We start from the raw sequence: 21,636 nt of genomic DNA, 5'->3' as shown, positions 1-21,636 counted from the left end.
TGGTGCAGGATGCCAGGTTCGTCCAAGCATACGCTCATGACCTGCGTCATTAACAGTTTTGCGCTCTTTGTAACCTCTATGTCGTACTACTACAGTGCCGGGGAACATCGGCCGGGTTTTGGGTGAATCGAGGGCAGCCATGAGCGGACGTCATCGCAGTGACTTCCCCGAGGGGGACGACGGGTGGGACCCGTCCAAGCCCATCTTCGGACCGGCGAACGACGGATCGTCCGACTGGTTCGGCACCCGGGACCCGCAGACCCCTCCGGCCGGGCAGGGCGGGACGGGACGGCCCGGTGAGACCGGCGAGTGGTCGGGCTCGCGGCGGTCGTCCGAGCAGCCCTCGTACGGCGGCCCGTCCGGTACCGGGGGGTACGGCACAGGGGGGTACGGCACGGGGGGTTACAGCACCGCGCGCCCCGAAGGCTCCGGTTCGTCCGGTGGCTACGGGACGGGCGGGTACGGCGGCGGCTCGGGCGCCTACGAGCAGCCCGGACGGCAGGGCGGTCCCGGTTCGGGCGGTTACGCGGCTTCCGGCGGGACCGGCCCGTACGGCACGCCGCCGGAGCGGTCCCCGGAGAGCTCGCCCCTCGCCGGCACCGGATACAGCGAGTACGAGTCGATCCGCGGCTCCGACGAGACCCCGTCCGGGTTCTTCGGCGGACGGGCGGGCGGCGGCTCCGGCGGGTCCGGTGAGTACGGCGGCGGCTCCGGCGGGTCGGGCGAGTACGGCGGCTCGGGCGAGTACGGCGGGTCGGGCGGCTACGAGTACGGCCGGAAGCGCAAGAAGAAGAAGCGGAAGGGCGCGCTGCTGGGGCCGCTGGCCGGGGCGGTCGGCCTGGTGGTGCTGCTGGGCGGCGGCGTGTACGCGTTCGCGCAGAGCGGCGGCGGCTGCTCGGGCGACGACGCGATGACGCTGTCGGTCGCGGCGGCGCCCGACATCCAGCCGGTGATCGTGAAGGCGGCGGGCCGGTTCAACGACGCCGGGCACGAGGTGTCCGGGAAGTGCGTCCAGGCGCACGTGAAGTCGGCCGAGCCCTCCGCGGTGGCGACGCTGCTGTCGGGGCAGGGCGTGGCGGCCGACTCCGAGGACCGCCCGGACGTGTGGATCCCGGACTCGTCGCTGTGGCTGTCGCGCGCGGCCCGCAACGACGGCAAGGCGGAGGTCGCGTCGTCGACGTCGGTGGCGAAGAGCCCCATCGTGATCGGGATGCCCTCGACGCTGGCGCAGCAGCTCCAGCAGAACGGCGTCACCTCGACGCCGTCGTGGGACAACCTGCTGAAGGCGGCGGGCGGCGTCGCGGGCGGCGCGGTCACCAAGAACCAGATGATCCCGGCCGGGTCGGTGCGGCTCTACGTCCCGGACCCGATGCGGAACGCGGCGGGCATGGGCTCGCTGATGGTCACGAGCACCCTGCTGGCGAACGACCCCAACCGCGACTCGATCTTCACCGGGATCGTCCGGACGGTGCGGGAGAGCCAGGTCCCGACGGTGGACGCCCAGTTCGAGCAGTTCGGCAAGGGGCAGGGCGGCGGCAGGCAGCCGATCTCGCTGTCGTCGGAGCAGGCGCTGTGGTCGTTCAACCAGAAGAACCCGAAGGTCTCGGCGGTGGCGCTGTACCCGATCGAGGGCACGCTGTCGATGGACTACCCGTACACCGTCGCCGCGCAGGACGCCGGCGAGCGGGAGGCCGCGAAGCTGCTGGAGGAGGCGCTCGGCGACTCCGCGACGCAGGAGGACCTGCAGGCGGCCGGGTTCCGCACCTCCGACGGCAAGGCCCCGGCGGGGTTCAGCGAGCAGGGCGGCGTCAGCCAGGCCCGGCCGCGGCAGCTGCCGGCGCCGAAGACCGAAGAGGTCAACAACGTCATGCAGGCGTGGGCGAAGCTGACGCTCGGCCTGCGGATGCTGACGCTCATCGACGTGTCCGGCTCGATGGCGGAGATGGTCGACGAGAACACCAACCGGCTGCAGGCCATCGGCGCGGTGGCGCAGGGCGGCCTCGGCATGATGTCGGACGACACCGAGCTGGGCCAGTGGCTGTTCTCCACGAACATGAAGGAGGGCGCGCCCTACGAGGTCGCGGTGCCGATCGGGCCGCTCGGCGAGCGGATCGGGTCCAACTCGCGGCGGAACCGGGTGCTGTCGATGCTGAGCAAGATGCGCCCGAACCCGACGGGCGACACGGCCCTGTACCGGACGATGCTGGACGCCTACGAGAAGATGAACGAGACGTTCAAGCCGGAGTTCGGCAACTCGATCCTGCTGCTCACCGACGGGAAGAACGACGACGCGGAGGGCCCGTCGCTGGACGAGACCCTCAAGCGGCTCAAGGACATGCGCGACCCGAACAAGCCGATCCAGGTCAACATGATCGGGTTCGGTCCGGGCGTCGACCGCAACGAGCTGGAGAAGATCGCCGAGGTGACGGGCGGCGGTGTGGCGGTCGCGCAGACGCCGGAGGACATCCAGAAGATCTTCCTGCAGATGCTCTCCCGCCGCATGACGTGACACTTCCGACACGTTAAGTAGTTTCCACTTTTTCCGCATAGATCTGTCAACCGGGCGCCGGGGTCGCCCGTCGAACATATGGAGGCCCGACGGGGAGCGGGGCCGTCGGGCCTCCGACCTACCTTCCTCCTCTCCGGCCCAGCGCCGACGCCCTCGAGCTCGGCGGCCGGGAGAGTCGAACGCTCCCCCCCCTGTCTCACCGGCCCGCCCGTCCCTGCCGACGCGGACGGCGGCCGTGCTCTCAGCCCGCGGGAGGACCTCGTGTCCGGATGGCCCACCTTCGATCGCGCCGACGACGAACGGTCGGCCCTCGCCCTGGCGGGCGGCGACCCCGCCGCGCTCCTCCAGGTCATGGACCGCTACGCCGCCCGCCTCTACGACTACTGCCACGCGCTGCTGCGCGACCGCGACGAGGCCGCCGGGGCGCTGCACGACGCGCTCGTCGGCGCGCACGCGCAGATCTCGCGGCTCCGGGAGCCGCACCTGTTCCGGGCGTGGCTGTACGCGCTCGTCCGCGCCGAGTGCCTGCGGCGGCTGGGCGACCCCGGCCGTCCGGTGGAGCGGCACGAGGCGCCCGAGGTCGAGGACGGCTTCCTCGGCGAGGACGAGCTGGCGCGGCGCCTCGAGGCGCGCCGGCTCGTGCGCGGCGCCCTGGCGGTGCTGCGCGGCCGCGAGCGCGAGTCGCTGGACCTGATGCTGCGGCACGGCCTGGACGACGCGGAGATCGGCGGCGTCCTCGACATGGACGCGCCGGAGGCGGCCGAGCTGACCGGCGCCGCCCGCGCCCGGCTGGACGACGCGATCGCCGCCGCCCACCTGCTGCGCACGGCGCCGGACGCCTGCCCGCACCTCGCCGGCGTCGCGGGCGGCGGCGACGCGTGGCCGCTGCCGGCGGCGGCCGTCCGGGACCTCGTGCGGCACGTCGGGTCGTGCCCGCGGTGCGCGCCGCACGTCGACCGGTCCCCGTCCGCGGGACGGCTGCTGGGGCTGCTGCCGGTCGCGATGATGCCGCACGACCTGCGCGGCCGCGTGATGACCACGGCCACCGACCCGGCGATGGCCGCCGAGTACGCCGCCGTCGCGGACCGGTCCGGGCCGTTCGACGAGTGGGGCTGGCCCGTCTCCGGCGACGGCGCGTCCGGGGCCGCCACCGGGACGCCCGGCGGCGCCGGGCACGGGGACGGGCGGGACGGGCGCGGGCGGCGCGGGCTCCTGCCGGCCCTCGGCGCCGGGGCCGCCGTGGTCCTGGTCGTGCTCGCGGCGTTCGCGATGATGCCGGACGCGTCGGACGAGAGCCCGCTCGGTGCCCGTCCCGGCCCGAGCGGCACCGCCGCCGTGGCGCCCGACCCGTCGCGGTCGCCCGCCAACTCGGCGTCCCCGTCGGAGTCGCCGTCCCCGAGCGACACCCCGACCCCGTCGGCCACGCCGTCGGCGACGTCCGCGTCGCCCAGCCGGTCCGCGACGCCGCGCCGGACGCCGACGCGCTCGTCCCGGCCGTCCCGCCCGTCCGGCCCGGACGGCGGCGGGCAGGCGTCGGGGTCGCTGCGGGTGGACGGCGGCGGGTGCAGCCTGAGCGGCTCCGGCGACGGGTGCTCGATTCCCGTGCGCGCGGTCGGCGGCCCCGTGCGCTGGTCGGCCGGCGCGTCGGCCCCGCTCTCGGTCTCGGGCGGCGGCACGCTGGCGAGCGGCGGCAGCGGCGCCGCGAGCGTGTCGCTGTCCTGCTTGGAGCCCGGATCGGGGACGGGCGCGGTAGCGTTCTCCCCCGGCGGCGCGTCGGTCCAGGTGTCCTGGACGTGCCCGGGAGGGGACGACGGCGACGGGCAGGGCGGCGGCGCGGACGGGTAGCGACCGGCCGGTCATGAGACCCACATCACTTCCGCGCGCGTAGTACCTGATCAAGGCGCGGAAACGGCCACGGGGCGTGCGTCGCCCGTCACAAAGATTCGGTCATCAGGGAGAAATCCGCGAAATTTGGTGGCAAGATCGGGCAACCAGAGCGCCCCGGCGGACGTCGGCGCTCACCGGGGGCACACGATCGCACACACCGAAACCGACCGAGGAGGACACCCGTGGCCGGTGAGCCGAGGTCCGGGCAGCATGACGCCGTCCGGCTGACGGAGTCGCTGCGCGCCGGGGACGTCATCGCGCTGACCGAGGTCTACGACGCCTACGCGCCGTTCCTCTACGACTACTGCCACGGGCTCCTGCGCGACCGCGTCGAGGCGGCCGGGGCCCTGCGGAACTGCCTGATCGCCGCGCGCGAGCACGCCGACCGGCTGACCGAGCCGGAGCGGCTGCGCGGCTGGCTGTACGCGATCGCCCGCAAGGAGTGCATGCGGCGCCGCGACAGCCCCAACCGCCACACCGGGCAGGAGGCGCCGGAGGCCGACGACGGCCTGTCCCCCGAGCAGCTCGCGCGCCGCGACGAGCGCCGCAAGCTCGCGCACAGCGCGCTCGCGGCGCTGAGCGGGCGGCAGCGCGAGACGATCGACCTGCACGTCCGGCACGAGCTGGACGAGGTCGACCTGTGCGGCGTCCTGGGCGTGCCGCTGGAGGACGTCTACCCCCTCGTCGAGCAGACGCGCCGGGACCTCGGCGCCGGGGTCCGCGCGGCGCTGATCGCGCAGCACCACCTCCGGGACTGCCCGGCGGCCGCCGGGCTCGCCGACGCCTGGCCGCTGCCGCCGCAGGCCGCGGCGGCGCTCGTCCGGCACGTCGCGGAGTGCCAGGCGTGCGGGTCGCGGGAGCTCCAGGTGCCGCCGCCGGACCGGCTGCTGGCGGTGCTGCCGATCGCCGCCATCCCCGCCGACTTGCGGCTGGACGTGCTGACCGCCGCGACCGCCGAGGACCGCGCCGGGAACCGCCGCGCCATCGCCGCGTGGACCGAGCCGTTCGACGAGTACGGCTGGCCGCTCCCCTACGAGCCGACCGTCACGCGCGCGAAGGAGAAGCCGCAGCGCAAGCGCGGGCCGGTGTACGCGGTCGCCGGCGCGGGGATCACCGCGGTCGTGGTGCTCGCCGGGGCGCTCACCGCGTTCGGCGGCGAGGACGACGGCACGTCGGCGCTGCCGGAGATCAGCGTCCAGCCGAGCATCAGCGAGGCGACCGGCGGGCCGGTCCCGACCGAGTCGAAGCCGGTCGACCCGTCGCCGACGAGCTCGTCGCCGAGCCCGACCGAGTCGGCGTCGCCGTCGGAGTCGCCGACGCCGTCCGAGACGCCCTCGCGGACGCCGACGTCCACGCGTCCGGCGGAGCCGCCGCCGAGCACCCGGGCGCCCGAGCGCCCCTCGCCGGGGACGCTGCGGGTGTCCGGATGCAGCATGGGCCGCGACGAGTCCTGCGCCGTCACGATCAGCGCCGTCGGCGGGCCGGTGAGCTGGCGCGTCACCGGGACGTCGGGCGAGGTCAGCGCGAACGGCGGCGGCCGCCTGTCGCCGGGGGAGAGCGCCACCGTGGCCGTGTACCGGCCGGACTCGTGGTGCTGGGGGGAGAAGTCCGGTTCGGTCTCCTTCTCCCCCGGCGGATCGGCCCCGGTGTCCTACTGCTGACGCGGCCCGCGGGTCAGAACGCGCCCGTGTCGAGGACGCGGTGCGCGCGGGCCAGCAGCACCGGCACCGCGTCCCCGATCCGGTCGAAGCCCTCGCCGACGGTCGCCTTCTGCAGGTACCGGGCGTGGATGCCCTCGAGGATGACCGCGAGCTTGAAGCAGGCGAACGCGACGTAGTAGTCGAGGTCGGCGACGTCGAAGCCGGTCAGCTCGGCGTACCGGGCGGCGAACTCGGCGCGGGTGAGGAACCCGGGCGCCGCGGTGATCGTCGCGCCGACGGGCAGCAGCTCGTCCTCGGCGTCGGCGGCCTCCGCCCAGTACACGAGCGTCAGGCCGAGGTCCGAGAGCGGGTCGCCGAGCGTGGACATCTCCCAGTCGACGACCGCCGCGATCTCCGGTTCGGGCTCCAGCCGGGCCAGCGCGTTGTCGAGCCGGAAGTCGCCGTGCACGAGCCGGGCCGGGGCGTCCGCGGGCAGCCGCTCGCCGAGCCGCGCGACGAGCCGGTCGTACTCGGGCAGGTCGCGGACGGCCCCGGTGGCGCGGATCGCCTCCTGCGAGCCGTCCCACTGCTTGCCCCACCGCTTCAGCTGCCGCGCCATGTAGCCGTTCGGACGGCCGAAGTCACCGAGGCCCGCGGCGTCGACGTCCACGGTGTGGATCGCGGCGAGCGCCCGGACGAGCGCCTCGCTGAGCCCGCGCGCCTGCTCGGGGCTCATCCCCGCGGCGTCCTCGCGGGTGCGCAGGACCTTGCCGTCGACGAAGTCCATGAGGTAGAAGCGGGCGCCGATGACGTCCTCGTCGTCGCAGAACGCCAGCGTCCGCGGCACCGGGACGGACGACTTCCCGCCGAGCGCGCTCAGCACCCGGTACTCGCGGGCCATGTCGTGGGCGGTGGGCTGGACGTGCCCGAGCGGCGGGCGGCGCAGCACGATGCGGCGGCCGCCGCCGTCCGCCCCGCCGTCCAGCGCGATGCCGTAGGTGAGGTTCGAGCGGCCGCCGGCGATGAGGTCGATCGCGGTGATCCGGCCGCCGCCGGGCAGCGCGCCGGCCAGCCAGTCCGCGAGGCGGGGGACGTCGATGCCGGGGACCCCGGCCGGAAGGTCTGCGTCAACGGTCATGACGCCCTATTAGAACGCGACTCGGTTCGGAAGGTAAACCCCCGCGGGGTTTGGGCGCGGTCGGATGTCCTTGCTCACCGTAATTAATCGGCCACATCCGGCCGTCGCGTCACACTGATTTACCGAGCGTCAAGTGCCAGTGTTGACTTGCGCCGGATTCACCCCCGCATGGACCGGTTCATGAGAATCTCGCCCGGCTTTTCGGCACCGCGCCGGGCTCCGGGACCGCGGGGGGCCGCGCGAGCGACGACGACCCGGGTGAAGTGGGCACCCGGGGCGACGTCGCGGCCGCCGACACCGGCCCGTGGCGGCAAGCTGGACATTCCGGTCTCGCTGGGCTATGAGAATAGGACTAGACCATTCGGGGCCGACCCCGGCCCGATTGGGGGGACGCACCGTGGCAGACGCATGGCTGCCGGGAGCCGCACGCATGCCCGTACGAGTCGACGGCGGAGGAATGCAGGGAGGTGCGCCCCGGGTCGTCTGGTTCACCGGGGACCACGATCCCCGCTCCGTCTCCGCCCGCTCCGTGGCCGCCGACCTGGCCAAGCAGGACCGCCCGACGCACCTGGTCTGGCATCCCGGCACCGGCGAGGTCGTCCAGCTCCTCCCCGCCACCCGCGCCGCCCGGCTGCTCGCCGCCCCCGTGTGCCGCGAGGGCCGCACCTGCCTGCAGATCATGGTCGTCGGCCAGGCCCGCGTCCCGTTCACCGGCTCGCTGCTCACCGGCATCGACGGCATCATGCGCTGGCTGGACGCCTGGCACATCGCCCGCCGCTGGCCCGCCGGACCGCCGCTGCCGTCGCCGCAGTCGTACCACTCGCAGCGCAGCCGCCGCGACTGGGCCCGCGGCGGGCACTTCGGCGCCTCGCAGGCCCCGCTCGCCGAGCGCCCCGACCCGGGCGGCATCGACATCCGCCGCATCACCGGTCCGGACACGCCCGTCGCGCCCATCCCCCGGCCGCGCGCGCCGCTCCCCGAACCGTCCCTGCTGACCCGCACGGCGCCGCTCCCCGGCCCGGCACGCCCGCCGGCCGGTGACCCCGTCCCGGTCGGCGCGCGCTCCTAGCCGGCGAGCCCGCGGATCACCGCGCAGCCCGCCCGCAGCTCCGCCGGGCCCGCCGCCGTCCCGTACCCGATCACCAGCCCGGACGCGGCCGGCGGCCCGGCGGAGTGCTCCTCCAGCGTGTCCACCAGCACGCCCCGCGCCGCCGCCCGCGCCGCGACGTCCGCCGGATCCCCCGGGACGTCCACCACCAGGTGCAGGCCCGCGGTGTCGCCGTGCAGCCGCAGCCCGTCCAGCGCCCCCACGACCGCCGCCCGCCGCCGCGCGTACTCCCGGCTCATCCGGCGGACGTGCCGGTCGACGTCCCCGCGCTCCAGCAGCAGCCGCAGCGCCTCCTGCGGCACCACGGCGGTCCGGTCGTTCAGCTCCACCCGCCGCCGCGCGACCGCCGCGACCAGGTCGGGGCGCCCCACCAGCCACCCCACCCCCATGTCGACCGTGAGGATCTTCGACGTCGTCCCCAGGTACACCACGACCTCCGGGTCGAGCCCGTACAGCGCGGGCAGCGGCGCGACGTCGTACCGGAACTCGCCGTCGTAGTCGTCCTCGGCGATCAGCGCGCCCGTCCGCCGCGCCCACGCCAGCAGCGCCCGCCGCCGCGGCACCGGCAGCACCCCGCCCATCGGGAACTGGTGCGACGGCGTCGCGTACACCAGCCGCAGGTCGTCCGGCAGCGCCTCGACGACCAGCCCGTGCTCGTCCACCGGGCACGGCACCAGCTCGGCGCCCCGGCCCGCCAGCACCGCCCGCGCCCGCCGGTAGCCGGGGTCCTCCACGCCGACCCGGTCGCCCGGCCGCAGCACCGTCGCGGCCAGCAGGTCCAGCCCGTTCGTCGCGCCCCGCGTCACCAGGATGTCCTGGCAGCTCACCCCGCGGTTCCTGCGCACGTGCTCGGCCAGCGCCGCGCGCAGCCCCGGCAGCCCGCGCGGGTCCTGCCGCCGCCGCGGCGTCACCCCGGACGCCAGCCGCCACGCCCGCCGCCACGCCGGCGTGTCCAGCGCGCCCACCCACGGCAGCCCCGGCCGCAGGTCGATCACCCCCCGCTCCGGCTCGGGCTCCGCGGCCGGGACCCGTCCCGCGCCCGGCTCCGGGTCGGCCGTCACGCCGTCCGCGACGTAGGTGCCCGACCCGTGCCGCCCCTCCAGCCAGCCCTCCGCGTACAGCTGCTCGTACGCCTCCGTCACCACCGTCCGGCTCACCCCGAGCCGCGCCGCCAGCGCCCGCGTCGCCGGCAGCCGATCCCCCGCCGCGAGCCGTCCGTCCCGCATCGCGCCCCGCAACTGCCCCGCGAGCTGCGCGTGCAGGGACTCGTCCGCGTCCCGGTCGACGACGAGGGGCAGCAAAGTGGTCTCTCCCTTTCGGCTCCGAGTGGCCCTGACGACCAGGCCACCGCCGACCTAGCGTAAACGGACATGGACCCGCTCTCCACGACGCCCCGCACCCGCCTCCGCCGCGTCCCCGAACGCTCGTCCGCCGACCGCGCCGACCTCTACGCGATCCTCGACGCCGCGCTGATCTGCCACCTCGGCGTCGTCGTCGACGGTTCCCCGCGCGTCGTCCCCACCGGCTTCGGCCGCCTCGGCGACACCCTCTACCTGCACGGCTCCTCCGGCGCCGCGAGCCTCCGGCACGGCCCGTCCCGCGACGTCTGCGTCACCGTCACCCACCTCGACGGCGTCGTCGTCGCCCGCTCCCTGTTCCACCACTCGCTGAACTACCGCAGCGCGGTCGTCTACGGCACCCCGACCGTCCTCGACGGCGACGACAAGCTCACCGGCCTCCGCGCCATCACCGAGAACCTCGCGCCCGGCCAGTGGGACACCGCCCGCCGCCCCACCCGCAAGGAGCTCGCGGCCACGACCGTCCTCGCCCTCCCCCTCGCCGAGGCGTCCGTCAAGATCCGGCAGGGGCCGCCCGCGGACGACCCCGAGGACCTCGCCCTCGACGTGTGGGCCGGCGTCGTGCCCGTCCGCCGGACGTTCCTGCCCCCGGTCCCCGACCCGACCCTGCGTCCCGGCATCGAGCCCCCGCCGCACATCGCGTCCCGGACGGCGTCCTGACACTCGATGCCCCGCGTGCTCGCGCATGGTCGTAAGGTGAAGGCCATGAACGAGCGGCTCGTATGGGTGGATTGTGAGATGACGGGGCTCGACCTGCGCAAGGACGCCCTGATCGAGATAGCCGCGCTGGTGACCGACAGCGAGCTGAACATCCTGGACGAGGGCGTCGACATCGTGATCAAGCCCCCGCCGGAGGCCGTCACGCAGATGACCAAGGTCGTCCGGGACATGCACACCGCCTCCGGCCTGCTCGACGTCCTCCCCGGCGGCGTCACGCTCGCCGAGGCGGAGAAGACCGTCCTCGACTACGTCCGCGGGCACGTCAAGGACGCCAACAAGGCCCCCCTGTGCGGCAACTCGATCGCCACCGACCGGTCGTTCCTCGCCCGGGACATGCCCGCCCTCGACGCCCACCTGCACTACCGCATGGTCGACGTCTCCTCCATCAAGGAGCTGTCCCGCCGCTGGTACCCCCGCGCGTACTTCGCCAGCCCGGAGAAGAAGGGCGGCCACCGCGCCCTCGCCGACATCACCGAGAGCATCCAGGAGCTGCGCTACTACCGCGCCGCGGTCTTCGTCCCCCAGCCGGGCCCCGACTCCGAGACCGCCCGCGCCATCGCCGCCGAGGTCTCCGGCTGACCCACTCCCGCGGACCCGCTACACTACTTGGAGCCGGACGAGTTCCGGCCACGGTGGGTGTAGCTCAGCTGGCAGAGCACTTGGTTGTGGTCCAAGATGTCGGGGGTTCAAGTCCCCTCACTCACCCCAGGCAGAAGCCCTGGTCACCGAGAAGGCGACCAGGGCTTCTCTGCGTCCGGTGTGAGTCGCCGCAGCGTGGGCCCACCCGAGCAGCGAGCAGAAGTCTCTACAATCGGCCGACCCATAAAGCAATAAACAGGAAAGCCGGATTAACCGGCTAACTCGCACGATGGATACGGCGCCATATCTTCCGCGACGGGAACACTTCAACCCACGCCACCGTTTTTCCTGTCGACTTTCCTCTGTGTCCGGTGAGTCGCTTACGATCGGTTACAGACGACGCCCCGGGGAGTGAACGTGGCAGACCCCACCCAGTCCATCGCCCGGCTCGAAACCCTGACCGACACCCTGCTGATGCAGGTCGACCAGTCAGAAGCGACCTCCCTGCGCGATGCGGTCGGTGCTCCGGGCAGCGGCCTGGTCATCAGCGGAGACCAGGCATGGAAAAGCGCGACCTTCCTGAAGGACAAGGGCTGCACCGCGCCGATCCTGGTGGACCGCCAGGCATACAAGGGCAAGAACCGCCGTCCTGCATCGGCACAGTTCGACCTCAATTGGCTCCACCGGCAGCGTGAACTCGAACTGCCTTTGATCGTGCCCGACGCGGGATACGTCGCCGCGGGCGATGTCCGCGGACTCCGATCACTGGTGCGGCACGCCGGCGACATCGAAAACGGACTCATACTGCTGCCGTTGACCGATCAGTGGCTGTACGGGACGGGGCTGCGAACGCTGCTGACGGCGCTGGAAGGGGCCACCGCACCGGTTGCGATCATCCTCGAGCACCAGAACGATCCCATGGGCGTCCGCCGGATCTTTTCCGGCGTGCTGTCGCTGCTGCGATCGGGCATCAAGCTCCTGGCCCTGCGCTGCGACGTGAGCGCCCTGGGGCTGCTCGCCCACGGCGCGGTCGCAGCGGCGTTCGGCAACACATCGAGCCTGCGTCACCTGTATCCGGTCAAGGACGGCGGCGGAGGCTTCGGGCAGAGGCGAGAGGCGGCGCTCTGGCCCGCCGGGCTCGCCCTGCATCACACCGACAAGATCTATGACTCCGTCGCCGCCGCCCCCGAGGACGACAGATGGCGGTGCACGTGCCGGGTTTGCCAGGGCCGGCGGCTGGACCGGCTGGACCACGCGTTGCCTGAGGAGATCCGGCGGCACAACATCGCCGCCCTTCTGGACGCACGGCGAGCGATCATGGCTCATCCGGCGGGACGAGCCCGCCGGAACGCCTGGCGGAACATGTGCGGGACCGCCGTGCGGCACCACCTCGAACTGAGCGCGGGACCGGTCGCGCTCAACGTGCCCCGAGCCTTGCAGCACTGGGCGGACGCGGAAGATCACATCGGTTGATCGTGCCCCAAATTCTGGAGCGCGTCCCAGATCAGCTCGTCCAGCAGGCGGTGCCCCAGGCCGCGTTCGGACCCGGCTGAGGGGCCGTCCTCCCCGTGGGCCGCCAGCCGGAAGGGCGACGGCCGGTCCTCCTCGTAGCCGACGACCCATACGCCGCGCGCGTGCGCCCCGACCAGCGCCCGGTCGTCCACGCGCGCGGCCGGGGCGACCGCGATCCGGGAGGCGTAGGAGGCCCAGCGCGACGCCCTCCGCACGGCGCGGACCGGGTCCTTGCGATGGGTGATCACCGCGTTGAGCCGGACCGGACGAGGCCACCGTGGTGCCGCACCGATTCCGGTCAGCAACTCCAGGTGCGCCGCGTCCGTCACGGGAGGTTCCTGACGCCGCGCGACCCCGGCCTCATCGAGTTCGGCGACCACCGTCACGGGCTCGCCACGGAACCGTACCGTGAGGCAGTGCCCGGGGATTTGCGCCAGCCGCGCCACCGGCGCCGCCCATCCCGCCGTCTCCCCGGCCGGGGCACCGTCGGCCGGCCGGAGAAGGTCGACCTCACTGATCATGACCGCCGTCCTCGAATCGTTGTATCGGCGCGGCGCGGGATTCAACCCTCCCACCTTCGCTCCGGGCTCTCCAACAGCCACCGTCAGGGTGTCTCGATCACACGGCACCCGGCGGCCCAATGCCGGTCGCTTACTGTGCTGGTTTCGGGCGGGTGGGCGGATTAGGGTCTTCGGGTGGTTTTGAGGGCCGTTAAGCGGGCTTTGCTGGTGATCGGAGGGACGCTGCTGGTCGGGGCGTTCGGGGCGTGGGTGGATGAGGGGCTCGGGCGGGACTCGCTCGGTATGTTCATCGTCGTCGCCGGGGGGCTGGTGTGCGGAGGCGGGACGTTCTGGTACGTCGGCGACGAGTCCTCCGCAGGGTGCGCCGCGGCATTCGTCGGTGTGTTCGCGGGGCTCGCGTTCGGGGTGGGGCTGTCGCTGGAGTTCAACACCCGGCTGCTGCGCGAGCACGGTGTCGACGCCGCGTGCCGCTTCGAGCGGCGGCTGCCGCCGCCCGGCGAGAACGCCGTCCGGTGGCGGCTGCGGTGTCCGGACGGGCGGTCCGCCGACCTCACGACCGACCGGCTGACGAGGGACGCGGACGGGCTCGTCCCGGTCCGGTACGACCCACGGGGCCGGACGGACGCCGTCGAGGCGCACGTCTGGGAGGAGCGGCGCGGGAACCCTTGGCCCCGCCGGCTCCTGGTCGGCGGCGGGGCCGTGGTCGTGTGCCTGCCGGTCGCCGTGGCGCTGGCGCGGCCCCCGGGGGGCGGCGACGGGTGAGGCCGGTCAGGTGCGGGCGATCTTGCGGGGGAAGACGACGGCGGTCAGCCAGATCGCGAGGGCCATCAGGACCGTGCACCACAGCAGGCCGATCCAGGCGTCCGAGCCCGGGGCGTGGCCGTTCATCAGCGCGCGGGACGCGTCGATGATCGGTGTCATCGGCTGGTGCTCGGCGACGGGGCGCAGCCAGGACGGCATGGTCTCGACGCGCGCGAAGCCGCTCGACACGTAGGGCAGGAAGAGCAGGACGAAGCCGTAGCCGTTCGCGGCCTCGGCCGACCCCGCCAGCATCCCGAGCATCGCGAACACGCACGTGATCATCAGGATCCAGACGGCGATGAGGCCCACGGCGGCGAAGAACCGCGGGACGCTCGCGTCGGTCCGGAAGCCGACGGCGAAGCCCGCGAGGATCACCACCGCGGTCGCCAGCATGTTGCGCACCATCGAGGACGCCGTGTGGCCGAGGAGCACGGTCACGGACGGGAACGGCATCGTGCGCAGCCGGTTCATGAACCCGGTGGTCATGTCGTTGCTGACCACGACGGACGTGTAGGACGCGCCGAAGCCCGCGGCGGTCAGCGCGATCGCCGGCATGACGAACGACAGGTACGCCTCGCGCCCGCCGCCCCCGCCGACGTCCATCGCGCCGCCGAGGACGTAGGTGAAGACCAGCATCAGCATGACGGGCAGCAGCACGGCCATCAGCAGGGACTCGCCGTCCCGGAAGGAGTGCCGGAGGCTGCGGACGGTGAAGACGTGCAGGCCGGTGAGGAAGCCGGCGCCGCGGGCAGGCGCGACGGGCGGCGCGGTCACGTGCGTGGCGGTCATGCTGCCTTCTTTCCGGTGAGCTGGAGGAACACCTCGTCGAGGGTGGGGCGGCGGACGGTGACCTGGACGTCGGGACGTGCGGCGGCCAGGGCGGCGAGGTGCCGGGAGACCTCGGCGGCGGAGCCCCGGGTGGGGATCTCCTCGACGACGCGGCCGTGGCCGTCGTGCACCTGGATGGTCGAGCCGCCCACGCGCTCCTTGAGCTGGGACGCGGTGCCGTCGGCGACGATGCGGCCGCCGTTCAGGACCAGGATCCGCTCGGCGAGGACGTCGGCCTCCTCGAGGTACTGGGTGGTGAGGAAGATCGACGTGCCGCCGGAGGCGAGCGCGGTGATCTCGTCCCACAGCGCCCGCCGGCTGCGGGTGTCCAGGCCGGTGGTGGGCTCGTCGAGGAAGATCAGCCGGGGGTGGGCGATGAGGCTCACCGCGATATCGAGCTTGCGGCGCATGCCGCCGGAGTAGGTGCCGACGAGCCGGCCCGCCGCCTTCGCGAGGTCGAAGCGGTCGAGCAGGTCGGCGGCGCGGGAGGCGGCGGCGCGGCGGGAGAGGCCGAAGAGCCGCCCCATCATGAGCAGGTTCTCGGTCCCGCTGAGCCGGGCGTCCACGGCGGCGTACTGCCCGGTCAGCGAGATCAGGCGCTGGAGTTCCTTCCGGTCGCGGCGGACGTCCAGGCCGAGCACGCGGGCGGCGCCGGAGTCGAAGGGCGTCAGCGTGGACAGGATGTTGACCAGCGTGGTCTTGCCCGCGCCGTTGGGGCCGAGGAGGGCGTGGACGCCCGGGGGGAGCCGCAGGTCGAGGCCCTTGAGCACGTCGTGCTTCCCGAAGCCCTTGGTGAGCCCGTCGAGCTCGACGAGATGTTCTGTGTATCGCATACACTGAGTATGACATACACCGTTTATGACGTACACAGATGCGGAGGTGAGAGCATCGGGACCATGGGAGAGACCACCGAGACCGGCCTGCCGCGCGCCGTCGCGATCGCCTGGGGCGTGCACGACGTCCCGCAGCGCGGCCCGAGCCGGGGGCTGACGCACGAGCGGATCGTGGCCGCCGCGATCGAGATCGCCGACGCGCACGGGCTCGGGGCCGTGACCATGCAGGCGGTGGCGAAGTCGCTCGACTTCACCACCATGTCGCTCTACCGGTACGTGTCCAGCAAGGACGAGCTCCTGCGCCTCATGCAGGACGCCGCGGTCACCATGCCCGAGAAGGTCGAGCTGCCGGATGACTGGCGCGACGCCCTGCGGGTGTGGGCGGACCTGGTCCGGGACGCCTACCGCGCCCACCCCTGGGCGCTCGAACTCCCGCGCGGGCAGACCGCCGTCCTCATGCCCCGCACGATCCGCACCGCCGACCTCGGGCTCGCGGCGATGGCGGGCCTCGACCTGTCCGACGGCGAGAAGGTCGGCGCCATCCTCCTCATCTCCCAGCACGTCGCCGCGATGGTGGAGCTGGAGCGGTCGCTCGCGGCCGAGGGCGGCGTCGTCGCCACGCCGGAAGGGGTGGAGATGCTGCGCCGCGCCATCACCCCCGACCGCTTCCCGCACATCGCCGGGGTCATGGCCGCCGGGGGCTACATCGTCGACGCCCCCGCGCACCCGGACGACCCCGAGGGCGTGGACGCCGAGTACGCCTTCGGCCTCGACCTGCTCATCGCCGGCCTGGAGTCCCTCGAACGCCGCGGCCGGGAGTAGCCGTCACGGCCGGACGAACGGGGGCAGCGACCGGCGCCGGGCGCCGAGCAGCGCCGCCAGCGTGAACGAGTCGGTCAGTTCGCCGTCGTCCTGGAGGTCGTCGAGGGCGCGGGGGTCGAACAGGGCGACGCTCTCGATGCCCTCGTAGGCGGCGGCGCGGCGGGGCGCGTCGACGCGCGCCCAGAACAGGTCGGCCGCGCCGCCCGTGATGCCGGTGTCGGCGTGGACCCGCCCCAGCGGCGTCAGGTCGCGCGCGGTCGCCCCGATCTCCTCGCGGAGTTCGCGCCGGGCCGTGTCCGCCGCGGACTCGCCCGGGCAGGCGAAGCCCCGGGGGATCTCCCAGTGCCACCGCCGGGTCGCATGGCGGAAGTGCCGGACGAGGACGACCCGGTCGCCGCACACGGGGAGGACGGCGGCGCCCGCGCCGCCCGCCGTCGGCAGGATGCGGACGTGGCCGCCGACGGAGCCGTCCGGGAACTCCACCGCGTCGCGCACGACGGTGATGTAGGGGTCGCGGTAGCGGACGCCGTACGGGCCGCCGCCGGCCGGCGCGGACGGCAGGAGCCGCACGGGCGCGCCGGGCGGTTCGGCGAACGCCTCCGGCCGCTCCCGCCGGAGGCGCTCGTACGCGGCGGCCGGGTCGTCGCTCACTCCGCCTCGCGCGACTGGTCGGCCCCGTTCTGCGCCGGGTCGATCCGGGTGCCGTGCGCCGCGAGCCAGTCGATGATCTTCTGTGCCTCGCGGGCGGGATCGTCCATTCGCAAGTCCATGATCTGCGCGGTGTTCTCGATGCGGTGGCGGGCCCGGGACTCCAGCAGCCGGCCGAGCCCGAGCCGGACGGTGACGCGCGCGGCCCGGCCGAGCGCCATCGCCGCGGCGTCGCCGACGACCTCGTACCCGATCGCGTGGTCGTTCATGTAGACCACGTTGATCGTCACCGCGCCGATGTCGATGGCCAGCTCCGCCAGCCCCCGGAACCGGCGGCCGGCGCCGTCCTGCCAGTTGGCGGCGTGGATCTCCTCGGCCTTCTCCAGCATCGCGACGTACGCGCCGGTGACCGCGGCGGCGCCGCCCGCGTCGGACGCGACGTCCTCCACGGAGGCGGTGCCGAGCAGCCCGGCGAAGGTGTCGCGGTACACCCGCCACTCGCGTTCCGCGCGCACCTCGCGGATGTCCGCCAGGGTCAGCCGGTCGAGGCTCGGCACCCGCTCCAGCAGGCCCTGCACGCTCTCGAAGGTCAGGTCGCGGATCATCCGGACGACCTGGTCGGCGTCGGTGCCGGCGAGGGCCCGCCGCCCGGTCCGCGACCGGTCGGCGATGCCCTCCTGCAGCGCCGTGCGGCGCGGCGACCCGCCGGGGGTGATGGCGTACACGTCGATCGCGTCGGCGAGGTTCGTGCTGTACTTCAGGTCGAGCAGCTGCTTCAGCGGCGCGACGTGCGGCAGGTTCCGGTCGTACTCGCGGGCCGCGACGTCGCCGCCCTCACCGACGATGAACCGCTCGTAGAGCATCTGCCGGGTCACCGGGATCCCGCTGTTGGTGCGCTCGAACGCCCACGCGGCCACCTCCCTGAGGTGGCCGCACACCGCGTCGGCCTCCTCCTCGCCCAGCCCGAGGTCGCGCCGCAGGGACGGCGCGCGGAACTTCCCGAGCCGGGTGAGGAAGTTCTCGAAGCCGTCGCTCATCTGCAGGACGAGCTCCGAGTACGCCGAGTCGTCCCAGGCGAGGCGGAGGCACGACATGGGGGTGGTCTCCGCGACGGCCCGCCACCCCTCGAACCCCTCGGTCACGTCGAACGCCGGGGCGGTCCGCGGGACGGGCGACGTCTCGTCCATGAGGAACGGGATGATCGTCCCGTCGGCCAGCAGGGCGCGGAACGCCTTCCGGTCGAGGCCGTCCCGGACGAAGTCCCGGTACACGATCGCACTGTTGTACAGGTACGCCCGGTTGACGATGACCTTCTCGGTGTTCAGCAGCGCCCGCAGGTACTCGCGCCGCGCCCGGCGCCGCTGCTCGGCGGCGATCGCCCCGGTGACCCGCCCGGCCCGCAGCGCCCTGGCGAGCAGCTCGTCGTCCAGCCAGTGGTTGTCCAGCGACTGCGGCACGGCGGTGATCGTCCCGGCGAGGTCGCCGGCGCCGAGTTGCTCGAAGGAGACGTCCCCTTCGTGGTGCGCGACCATGTACGGCTCCTCAGTCGACGGTCCTGTTCCTCATCAGACGCCGTGAATGATCCACATGGTTCGGTATCCGCCGCAAGAGTCATGCGGCGCGTGCGGCCCGGCGCGGCACGGGACGGACGGCGGCGGTGAGGACGGCGGCCGCGAGGAGCGCCGCGGCCAGGCCCGCGACGAGCGGCGGGGGCGGGCCGCCGGGAGCGGCGCCCAGGAAGTCCAGCGGCGCGAGGCCGTTGAACGCCCCGTACCACAGCGGCGGGTAGACGGCCTGGAACACGCGCGGCGTGCGGCTCACCCGCCCGGCGGCCAGCGCCAGCGACGGGATCAGCAGCGCGCCCCCGAGCCAGGCGGACGCCCCGTCCGTGTCGGCGGCCGCGACCATGCGGGCCAGCGGGGCGAGCCCCAGCAGCACCGTGACCGCGAACCCGGCCGTCCACTCGGCGAGCAGCCGCCGGACCGGGGACGGGTACGCGCCGAGGAGCCCCTCGACGCCGGCGAGCCGGGGGCGGGTGCCGAGCCGCGACCACAGCAGGACCGGCCACACCCAGGCCAGCGGCAGGGCGACCGGCGCGACCGCGTCGGACGGGACGGCGAGCGCGGCCGCCGACAGGCCCGCCGCGACCAGCCACCACCACCGGTTCGCGTCCCGCAGGACGAGCGCCAGCTCGCCCGCGAGCAGCCTGCCGAACGTCCCCCCGCGGACGGGCGCGGCGGCGGGCAGCCCGCGGTAGGCGTACGCGGGTTCGGGGGCCGGCTCCCGCACCGGAGCCGCGCCGGCGGCCCCGCGCAGGGCCTCCGCCAACCCCCGGCGGGGACGTCCGCGGGCGGGGTCGAACCGGGCGAACCAGAGGGCGGGCAGCAGCGCCGCGACGACGGCCGCCAGCGTGAGGGACGCGCGCCCGGCGAGGAACCCGGGCGTGAGCGCGAAGCCGTCCCACGGGAACGCCTCCAGCGGCTCGGGCACCTCCGTCAGGCCGAGGCTGAACGAGTACCCGGACCGCCACAGGCCCCGCTCGACCATCGTGGCGCGCAGGCCGTCGACGACGTGCCGGGCGCCGAGCAGGTCGAACGGGGCGCGCTCGGACACGCCCGCGAGGACGCCGGCCATCCACACGAAGAACCAGCCGACGTTCCCGACGCCGCCCCGCAGCACGGGGACCGTCTCCGACAGCAGCGCCGCCGCGGCCGTGACGGCCACCGCCGGCAGCGCGATCACGGCGAACGGGACGAGCAGCGCGACGGGGTCGACCCACCGGTCCTCGCCCCGCGCGACCTGCATCACCGCCGCCGTCACCGCGAGGACGGCCACCATCGAGCCGAGCACCATCGCGTTCGCCAGCCACTTCCCGGCCAGGTAGGCGGCGGTGCGCAGCGGCGACGCGGCGAGCAGCCGCCCCACCCCGGTGCGCTCGTCGCGGCCCACCGCGCCCCGCACGACGTAGAAGCCGCCGAGCGTCAGCCACAGCGCGCTCGCCAGCGCCGTCGCCGTCCCGACGTAGGCGCTGCCGTAGACGCCGCGGTGCTCCCCGATGTACATGATCACCAGGCGCCCGCCGGGGTCCGGGACCGCCAGGTAGCCGAGGCCGACCGCCGCCAGCAGCGTCACCGCGTAGGCGGGGCGGCGCACCCGGTCGCGGACGTCGCCGAGGGCCGTCCCGCCGATCGCGCGGAGCGTCATCGGACGCCTCCCGCCGCGAAGCCCGCCGGTGCGTGCAGCAGCCCGAGGTACACGTCCTCGAGGTCGGGCTCGGCGGGCGACGCGCCGGGGCCGGGCGGCGCGTCCGCGACGACCCGCAGGTGGACGCCGTTCGCCGTCCGCGCCATCCGGCCGACCGGGTACCGCGCGCGGAGCGCGTCGGCCTCCGGCGGCGACACGAGCAGTTCCCACACGCGGCCCCGCTGCGACCGGATCAGCTCCTCCGCCGGGCCCCGGCGCAGCAGCCGCCCCGCCGCGACGATCGCGATGTCGGACGCCGCCGCCTCGACGTCGGAGACGATGTGCGTCGACAGCATGACCACCCGGTCGGCGGCGAGGTCGGCGAGCATCGCGCGGAACCGCGCCCGCTCCTGCGGGTCGAGGCCCGCCGTCGGCTCGTCCACGACGATCACCTTCGGGTCGGCGAGCAGCGCCTGCGCGATGCCGACGCGGCGCAGCATGCCGCCGGAGTAGCCGCCGAGCGGCCGCTTCGCCGCCCCGGTGAGGTTCACCGTCTCCAGCAGCTCGTCGATGCGGGCCCGCGCCGAGCGCCGCGACAGCCCCTTCGCCGCCGCCAGGTACCCGAGGAACTCGCGCGCCGTCAGGTTCGGGTAGACACCGAAGTCCTGCGGCAGGTAGCCGAGGTTCCGCCGCAGCGCGTCCGGGTCGGCGACCGCGTCGGCGCCCTCGAACAGCACCCGCCCCGACGTCGGGCGGGTCACGGTCGCGGCGATCCGCATCAGCGACGACTTGCCCGCGCCGTTCGGGCCGAGCAGCCCGACCAGTCCCGGGCCGAGCCGCAGCGTCACGCCGTCCACGGCCCGCTTGCCGCCCCGGTACACCTTCGTCACGTCCAGCAGTTCGAACACCGTCACTCCCCCGGCCCGCGCAGGTCCGTCGGCTCCCCGTCGCGCAGCACCCGGACGCCCCGGGGCACCTCGACCCGGAACCGCGCGTCGCAGTTCGCGAAGCCGGTGCAGGTCGCGTCCATCTCGAGGGCGCCGCCCTCGAGCCGCCACCACGCGTCCGACCAGGGGCTCCGGTCGTCGAACCAGCGGGTGACCTCGACATCTCGCCGGTCGGCCGCGACCACGTCCGTCGGGACGTCGTGCGCCCGCACGTCCAGCGTCATCCCGGCGAACGCGAACGTCCGGCTCACCGGGTCGGCCTTGTCGGCGTCCGCGATGCAGCCCCCGGTGGCCCCGGCCGCCGCCACCACGAGCGCGAACACCGCGAGCGGGCCGGTCTTTCGTGAAACCATCGAAACCCTCCTGAAGTGCCGAGCCGATCAGCACTCCACAAGGCTCCGGCTTGCACGGGGGCCGCCACATCTCCCGTTCGGCAGAGATCCCGGAGTCAGTCCCGGGCCCGGACGGCGGGCAGCACGCACACGACCGACCAGCCGTCCCCGTCGGGCCCGGCCGCCAGCGTCCCGCCGTGCGCCCGGACGCCTCTCGCGCGAGGCGGACGGGACGGCGTACCGGCTGGTGCTCGAGGCGCTGACGAACGT

Annotated in this window: 19 protein-coding genes and 1 tRNA gene; 10 read left to right on the top strand and 10 right to left on the bottom strand. The window is 74.2% G+C overall.

Going from position 1 to position 21,636, the window contains the following annotated elements:
• Positions 1–139 precede the first annotated feature (139 nt).
• The 3 genes from DMH08_RS25485 to DMH08_RS25475 all read left to right on the top strand — a co-directional run bounded on the left by DMH08_RS25485 (position 140) and on the right by DMH08_RS25475 (position 6,057).
• Entirely contained in the window at positions 140–2,509 is a 2,370-nt protein-coding gene (locus DMH08_RS25485) for a substrate-binding domain-containing protein (protein WP_125618255.1), read from the top strand.
• Between the two features lie 261 nt (positions 2,510–2,770).
• Complete coding sequence (locus DMH08_RS25480; RefSeq protein WP_158642397.1) at positions 2,771–4,354, top strand: sigma factor; 1,584 nt, start codon at positions 2,771–2,773, stop codon at positions 4,352–4,354.
• Positions 4,355–4,578: 224 nt separating this feature from the next.
• Positions 4,579–6,057 (top strand): RNA polymerase sigma factor, encoded by a 1,479-nt coding sequence (locus DMH08_RS25475; protein ID WP_026400832.1) that lies wholly within the window; start codon positions 4,579–4,581, stop codon positions 6,055–6,057.
• 13 nt (positions 6,058–6,070) lie between these two features.
• Here the strand turns inward: DMH08_RS25475 and DMH08_RS25470 are convergent, their stop codons facing one another.
• The gene (locus DMH08_RS25470) at positions 6,071–7,174 is read right to left on the bottom strand and encodes a phosphotransferase family protein (protein ID WP_125618251.1); all 1,104 of its coding nucleotides are present in this window, start codon (positions 7,172–7,174) and stop codon (positions 6,071–6,073) included.
• Between the two features lie 430 nt (positions 7,175–7,604).
• Here DMH08_RS25470 and DMH08_RS25465 point away from each other — a divergent pair, with 430 nt between their 5' ends.
• Positions 7,605–8,243: a hypothetical protein gene (locus tag DMH08_RS25465; RefSeq protein WP_199748002.1), complete on the top strand. Its 639-nt coding sequence runs from the start codon at positions 7,605–7,607 to the stop codon at positions 8,241–8,243.
• On the opposite strand, the gene pdxR is transcribed toward DMH08_RS25465, so the two are convergent.
• A complete protein-coding gene (gene pdxR, locus DMH08_RS25460) occupies positions 8,240–9,583 on the bottom strand; it encodes a MocR-like pyridoxine biosynthesis transcription factor PdxR (RefSeq protein WP_233617798.1) in 1,344 nt (447 codons plus the stop codon). The two genes, DMH08_RS25465 and pdxR, sit on opposite strands and share 4 nt — an antisense overlap.
• A 69-nt stretch (positions 9,584–9,652) precedes the next feature.
• Between pdxR and DMH08_RS25455 the strand changes: the two genes are divergently transcribed.
• The 4 genes from DMH08_RS25455 (at position 9,653) to DMH08_RS25440 (ending at position 12,412) form a co-directional block, all read left to right on the top strand.
• On the top strand, positions 9,653–10,300 hold the full coding sequence (locus tag DMH08_RS25455; RefSeq protein WP_026400835.1) for a pyridoxamine 5'-phosphate oxidase family protein: 648 nt from the start codon (positions 9,653–9,655) through the stop codon (positions 10,298–10,300).
• A gap of 45 nt (positions 10,301–10,345) precedes the next feature.
• On the top strand, positions 10,346–10,939 hold the full coding sequence (gene orn, locus DMH08_RS25450) for an oligoribonuclease (RefSeq protein WP_026400836.1): 594 nt from the start codon (positions 10,346–10,348) through the stop codon (positions 10,937–10,939).
• A gap of 53 nt (positions 10,940–10,992) precedes the next feature.
• Positions 10,993–11,068 (top strand) — tRNA-His (locus DMH08_RS25445).
• A gap of 288 nt (positions 11,069–11,356) precedes the next feature.
• Entirely contained in the window at positions 11,357–12,412 is a 1,056-nt protein-coding gene (locus DMH08_RS25440) for a hypothetical protein (protein WP_125618250.1), read from the top strand.
• Here the strand turns inward: DMH08_RS25440 and DMH08_RS25435 are convergent.
• On the bottom strand, positions 12,400–13,017 hold the full coding sequence (locus DMH08_RS25435; RefSeq protein WP_125618248.1) for a hypothetical protein: 618 nt from the start codon (positions 13,015–13,017) through the stop codon (positions 12,400–12,402). The genes DMH08_RS25440 and DMH08_RS25435 overlap by 13 nt on opposite strands.
• Positions 13,018–13,179: 162 nt before the next feature.
• Between DMH08_RS25435 and DMH08_RS25430 the strand changes: the two genes are divergently transcribed.
• Positions 13,180–13,734 carry a hypothetical protein gene (locus DMH08_RS25430; RefSeq protein ID WP_026400837.1) on the top strand — a complete coding sequence of 185 codons (555 nt, stop codon included), beginning with the start codon at positions 13,180–13,182 and terminating at the stop codon, positions 13,732–13,734.
• 6 nt (positions 13,735–13,740) lie between these two features.
• Here the strand turns inward: DMH08_RS25430 and DMH08_RS25425 are convergent, their stop codons facing one another.
• Positions 13,741–14,562 (bottom strand): ABC transporter permease, encoded by an 822-nt coding sequence (locus DMH08_RS25425; protein WP_125618246.1) that lies wholly within the window; start codon positions 14,560–14,562, stop codon positions 13,741–13,743.
• A complete protein-coding gene (locus DMH08_RS25420) occupies positions 14,559–15,434 on the bottom strand; it encodes an ATP-binding cassette domain-containing protein (RefSeq protein WP_125618244.1) in 876 nt (291 codons plus the stop codon). The genes DMH08_RS25425 and DMH08_RS25420 overlap by 4 nt, the downstream gene beginning before the upstream one ends.
• A 63-nt stretch (positions 15,435–15,497) precedes the next feature.
• Here DMH08_RS25420 and DMH08_RS25415 point away from each other — a divergent pair, with 63 nt between their 5' ends.
• The gene (locus tag DMH08_RS25415; protein WP_026400839.1) at positions 15,498–16,256 is read left to right on the top strand and encodes a TetR/AcrR family transcriptional regulator; all 759 of its coding nucleotides are present in this window, start codon (positions 15,498–15,500) and stop codon (positions 16,254–16,256) included.
• Positions 16,257–16,259: 3 nt separating this feature from the next.
• Here DMH08_RS25415 and DMH08_RS25410 read toward each other — a convergent pair whose 3' ends face one another.
• The 5 genes from DMH08_RS25410 to DMH08_RS25390 form a co-directional block, all read right to left on the bottom strand.
• A complete protein-coding gene (locus DMH08_RS25410; RefSeq protein WP_125618240.1) occupies positions 16,260–16,907 on the bottom strand; it encodes an NUDIX hydrolase in 648 nt (215 codons plus the stop codon).
• Positions 16,904–18,436 carry a hypothetical protein gene (locus tag DMH08_RS25405; RefSeq protein WP_125618238.1) on the bottom strand — a complete coding sequence of 511 codons (1,533 nt, stop codon included), beginning with the start codon at positions 18,434–18,436 and terminating at the stop codon, positions 16,904–16,906. Before DMH08_RS25405 ends, DMH08_RS25410 begins: the two co-directional genes overlap by 4 nt.
• Before the next feature lie 79 nt (positions 18,437–18,515).
• Positions 18,516–20,108, bottom strand: coding sequence for a hypothetical protein (locus tag DMH08_RS25400; protein WP_125618236.1), 1,593 nt, complete (start codon positions 20,106–20,108; stop codon positions 18,516–18,518).
• Entirely contained in the window at positions 20,105–20,995 is an 891-nt protein-coding gene (locus tag DMH08_RS25395) for an ATP-binding cassette domain-containing protein (RefSeq protein ID WP_026400842.1), read from the bottom strand. The genes DMH08_RS25400 and DMH08_RS25395 overlap by 4 nt, the downstream gene beginning before the upstream one ends.
• 2 nt (positions 20,996–20,997) lie before the next feature.
• Positions 20,998–21,387, bottom strand: coding sequence for a hypothetical protein (locus DMH08_RS25390; RefSeq protein WP_125618234.1), 390 nt, complete (start codon positions 21,385–21,387; stop codon positions 20,998–21,000).
• Positions 21,388–21,636: the final 249 nt, after the last annotated feature.

It is taken from the genome of Actinomadura sp. WAC 06369 (assembly GCF_003947565.1).
Taxonomy (GTDB): Bacteria; Actinomycetota; Actinomycetes; order Streptosporangiales; family Streptosporangiaceae; genus Spirillospora; species Spirillospora rifamycini.
The sequence above is the reverse complement of the archived record's forward strand: the minus strand, read 5'-3'. Positions and strand labels throughout refer to the sequence as shown.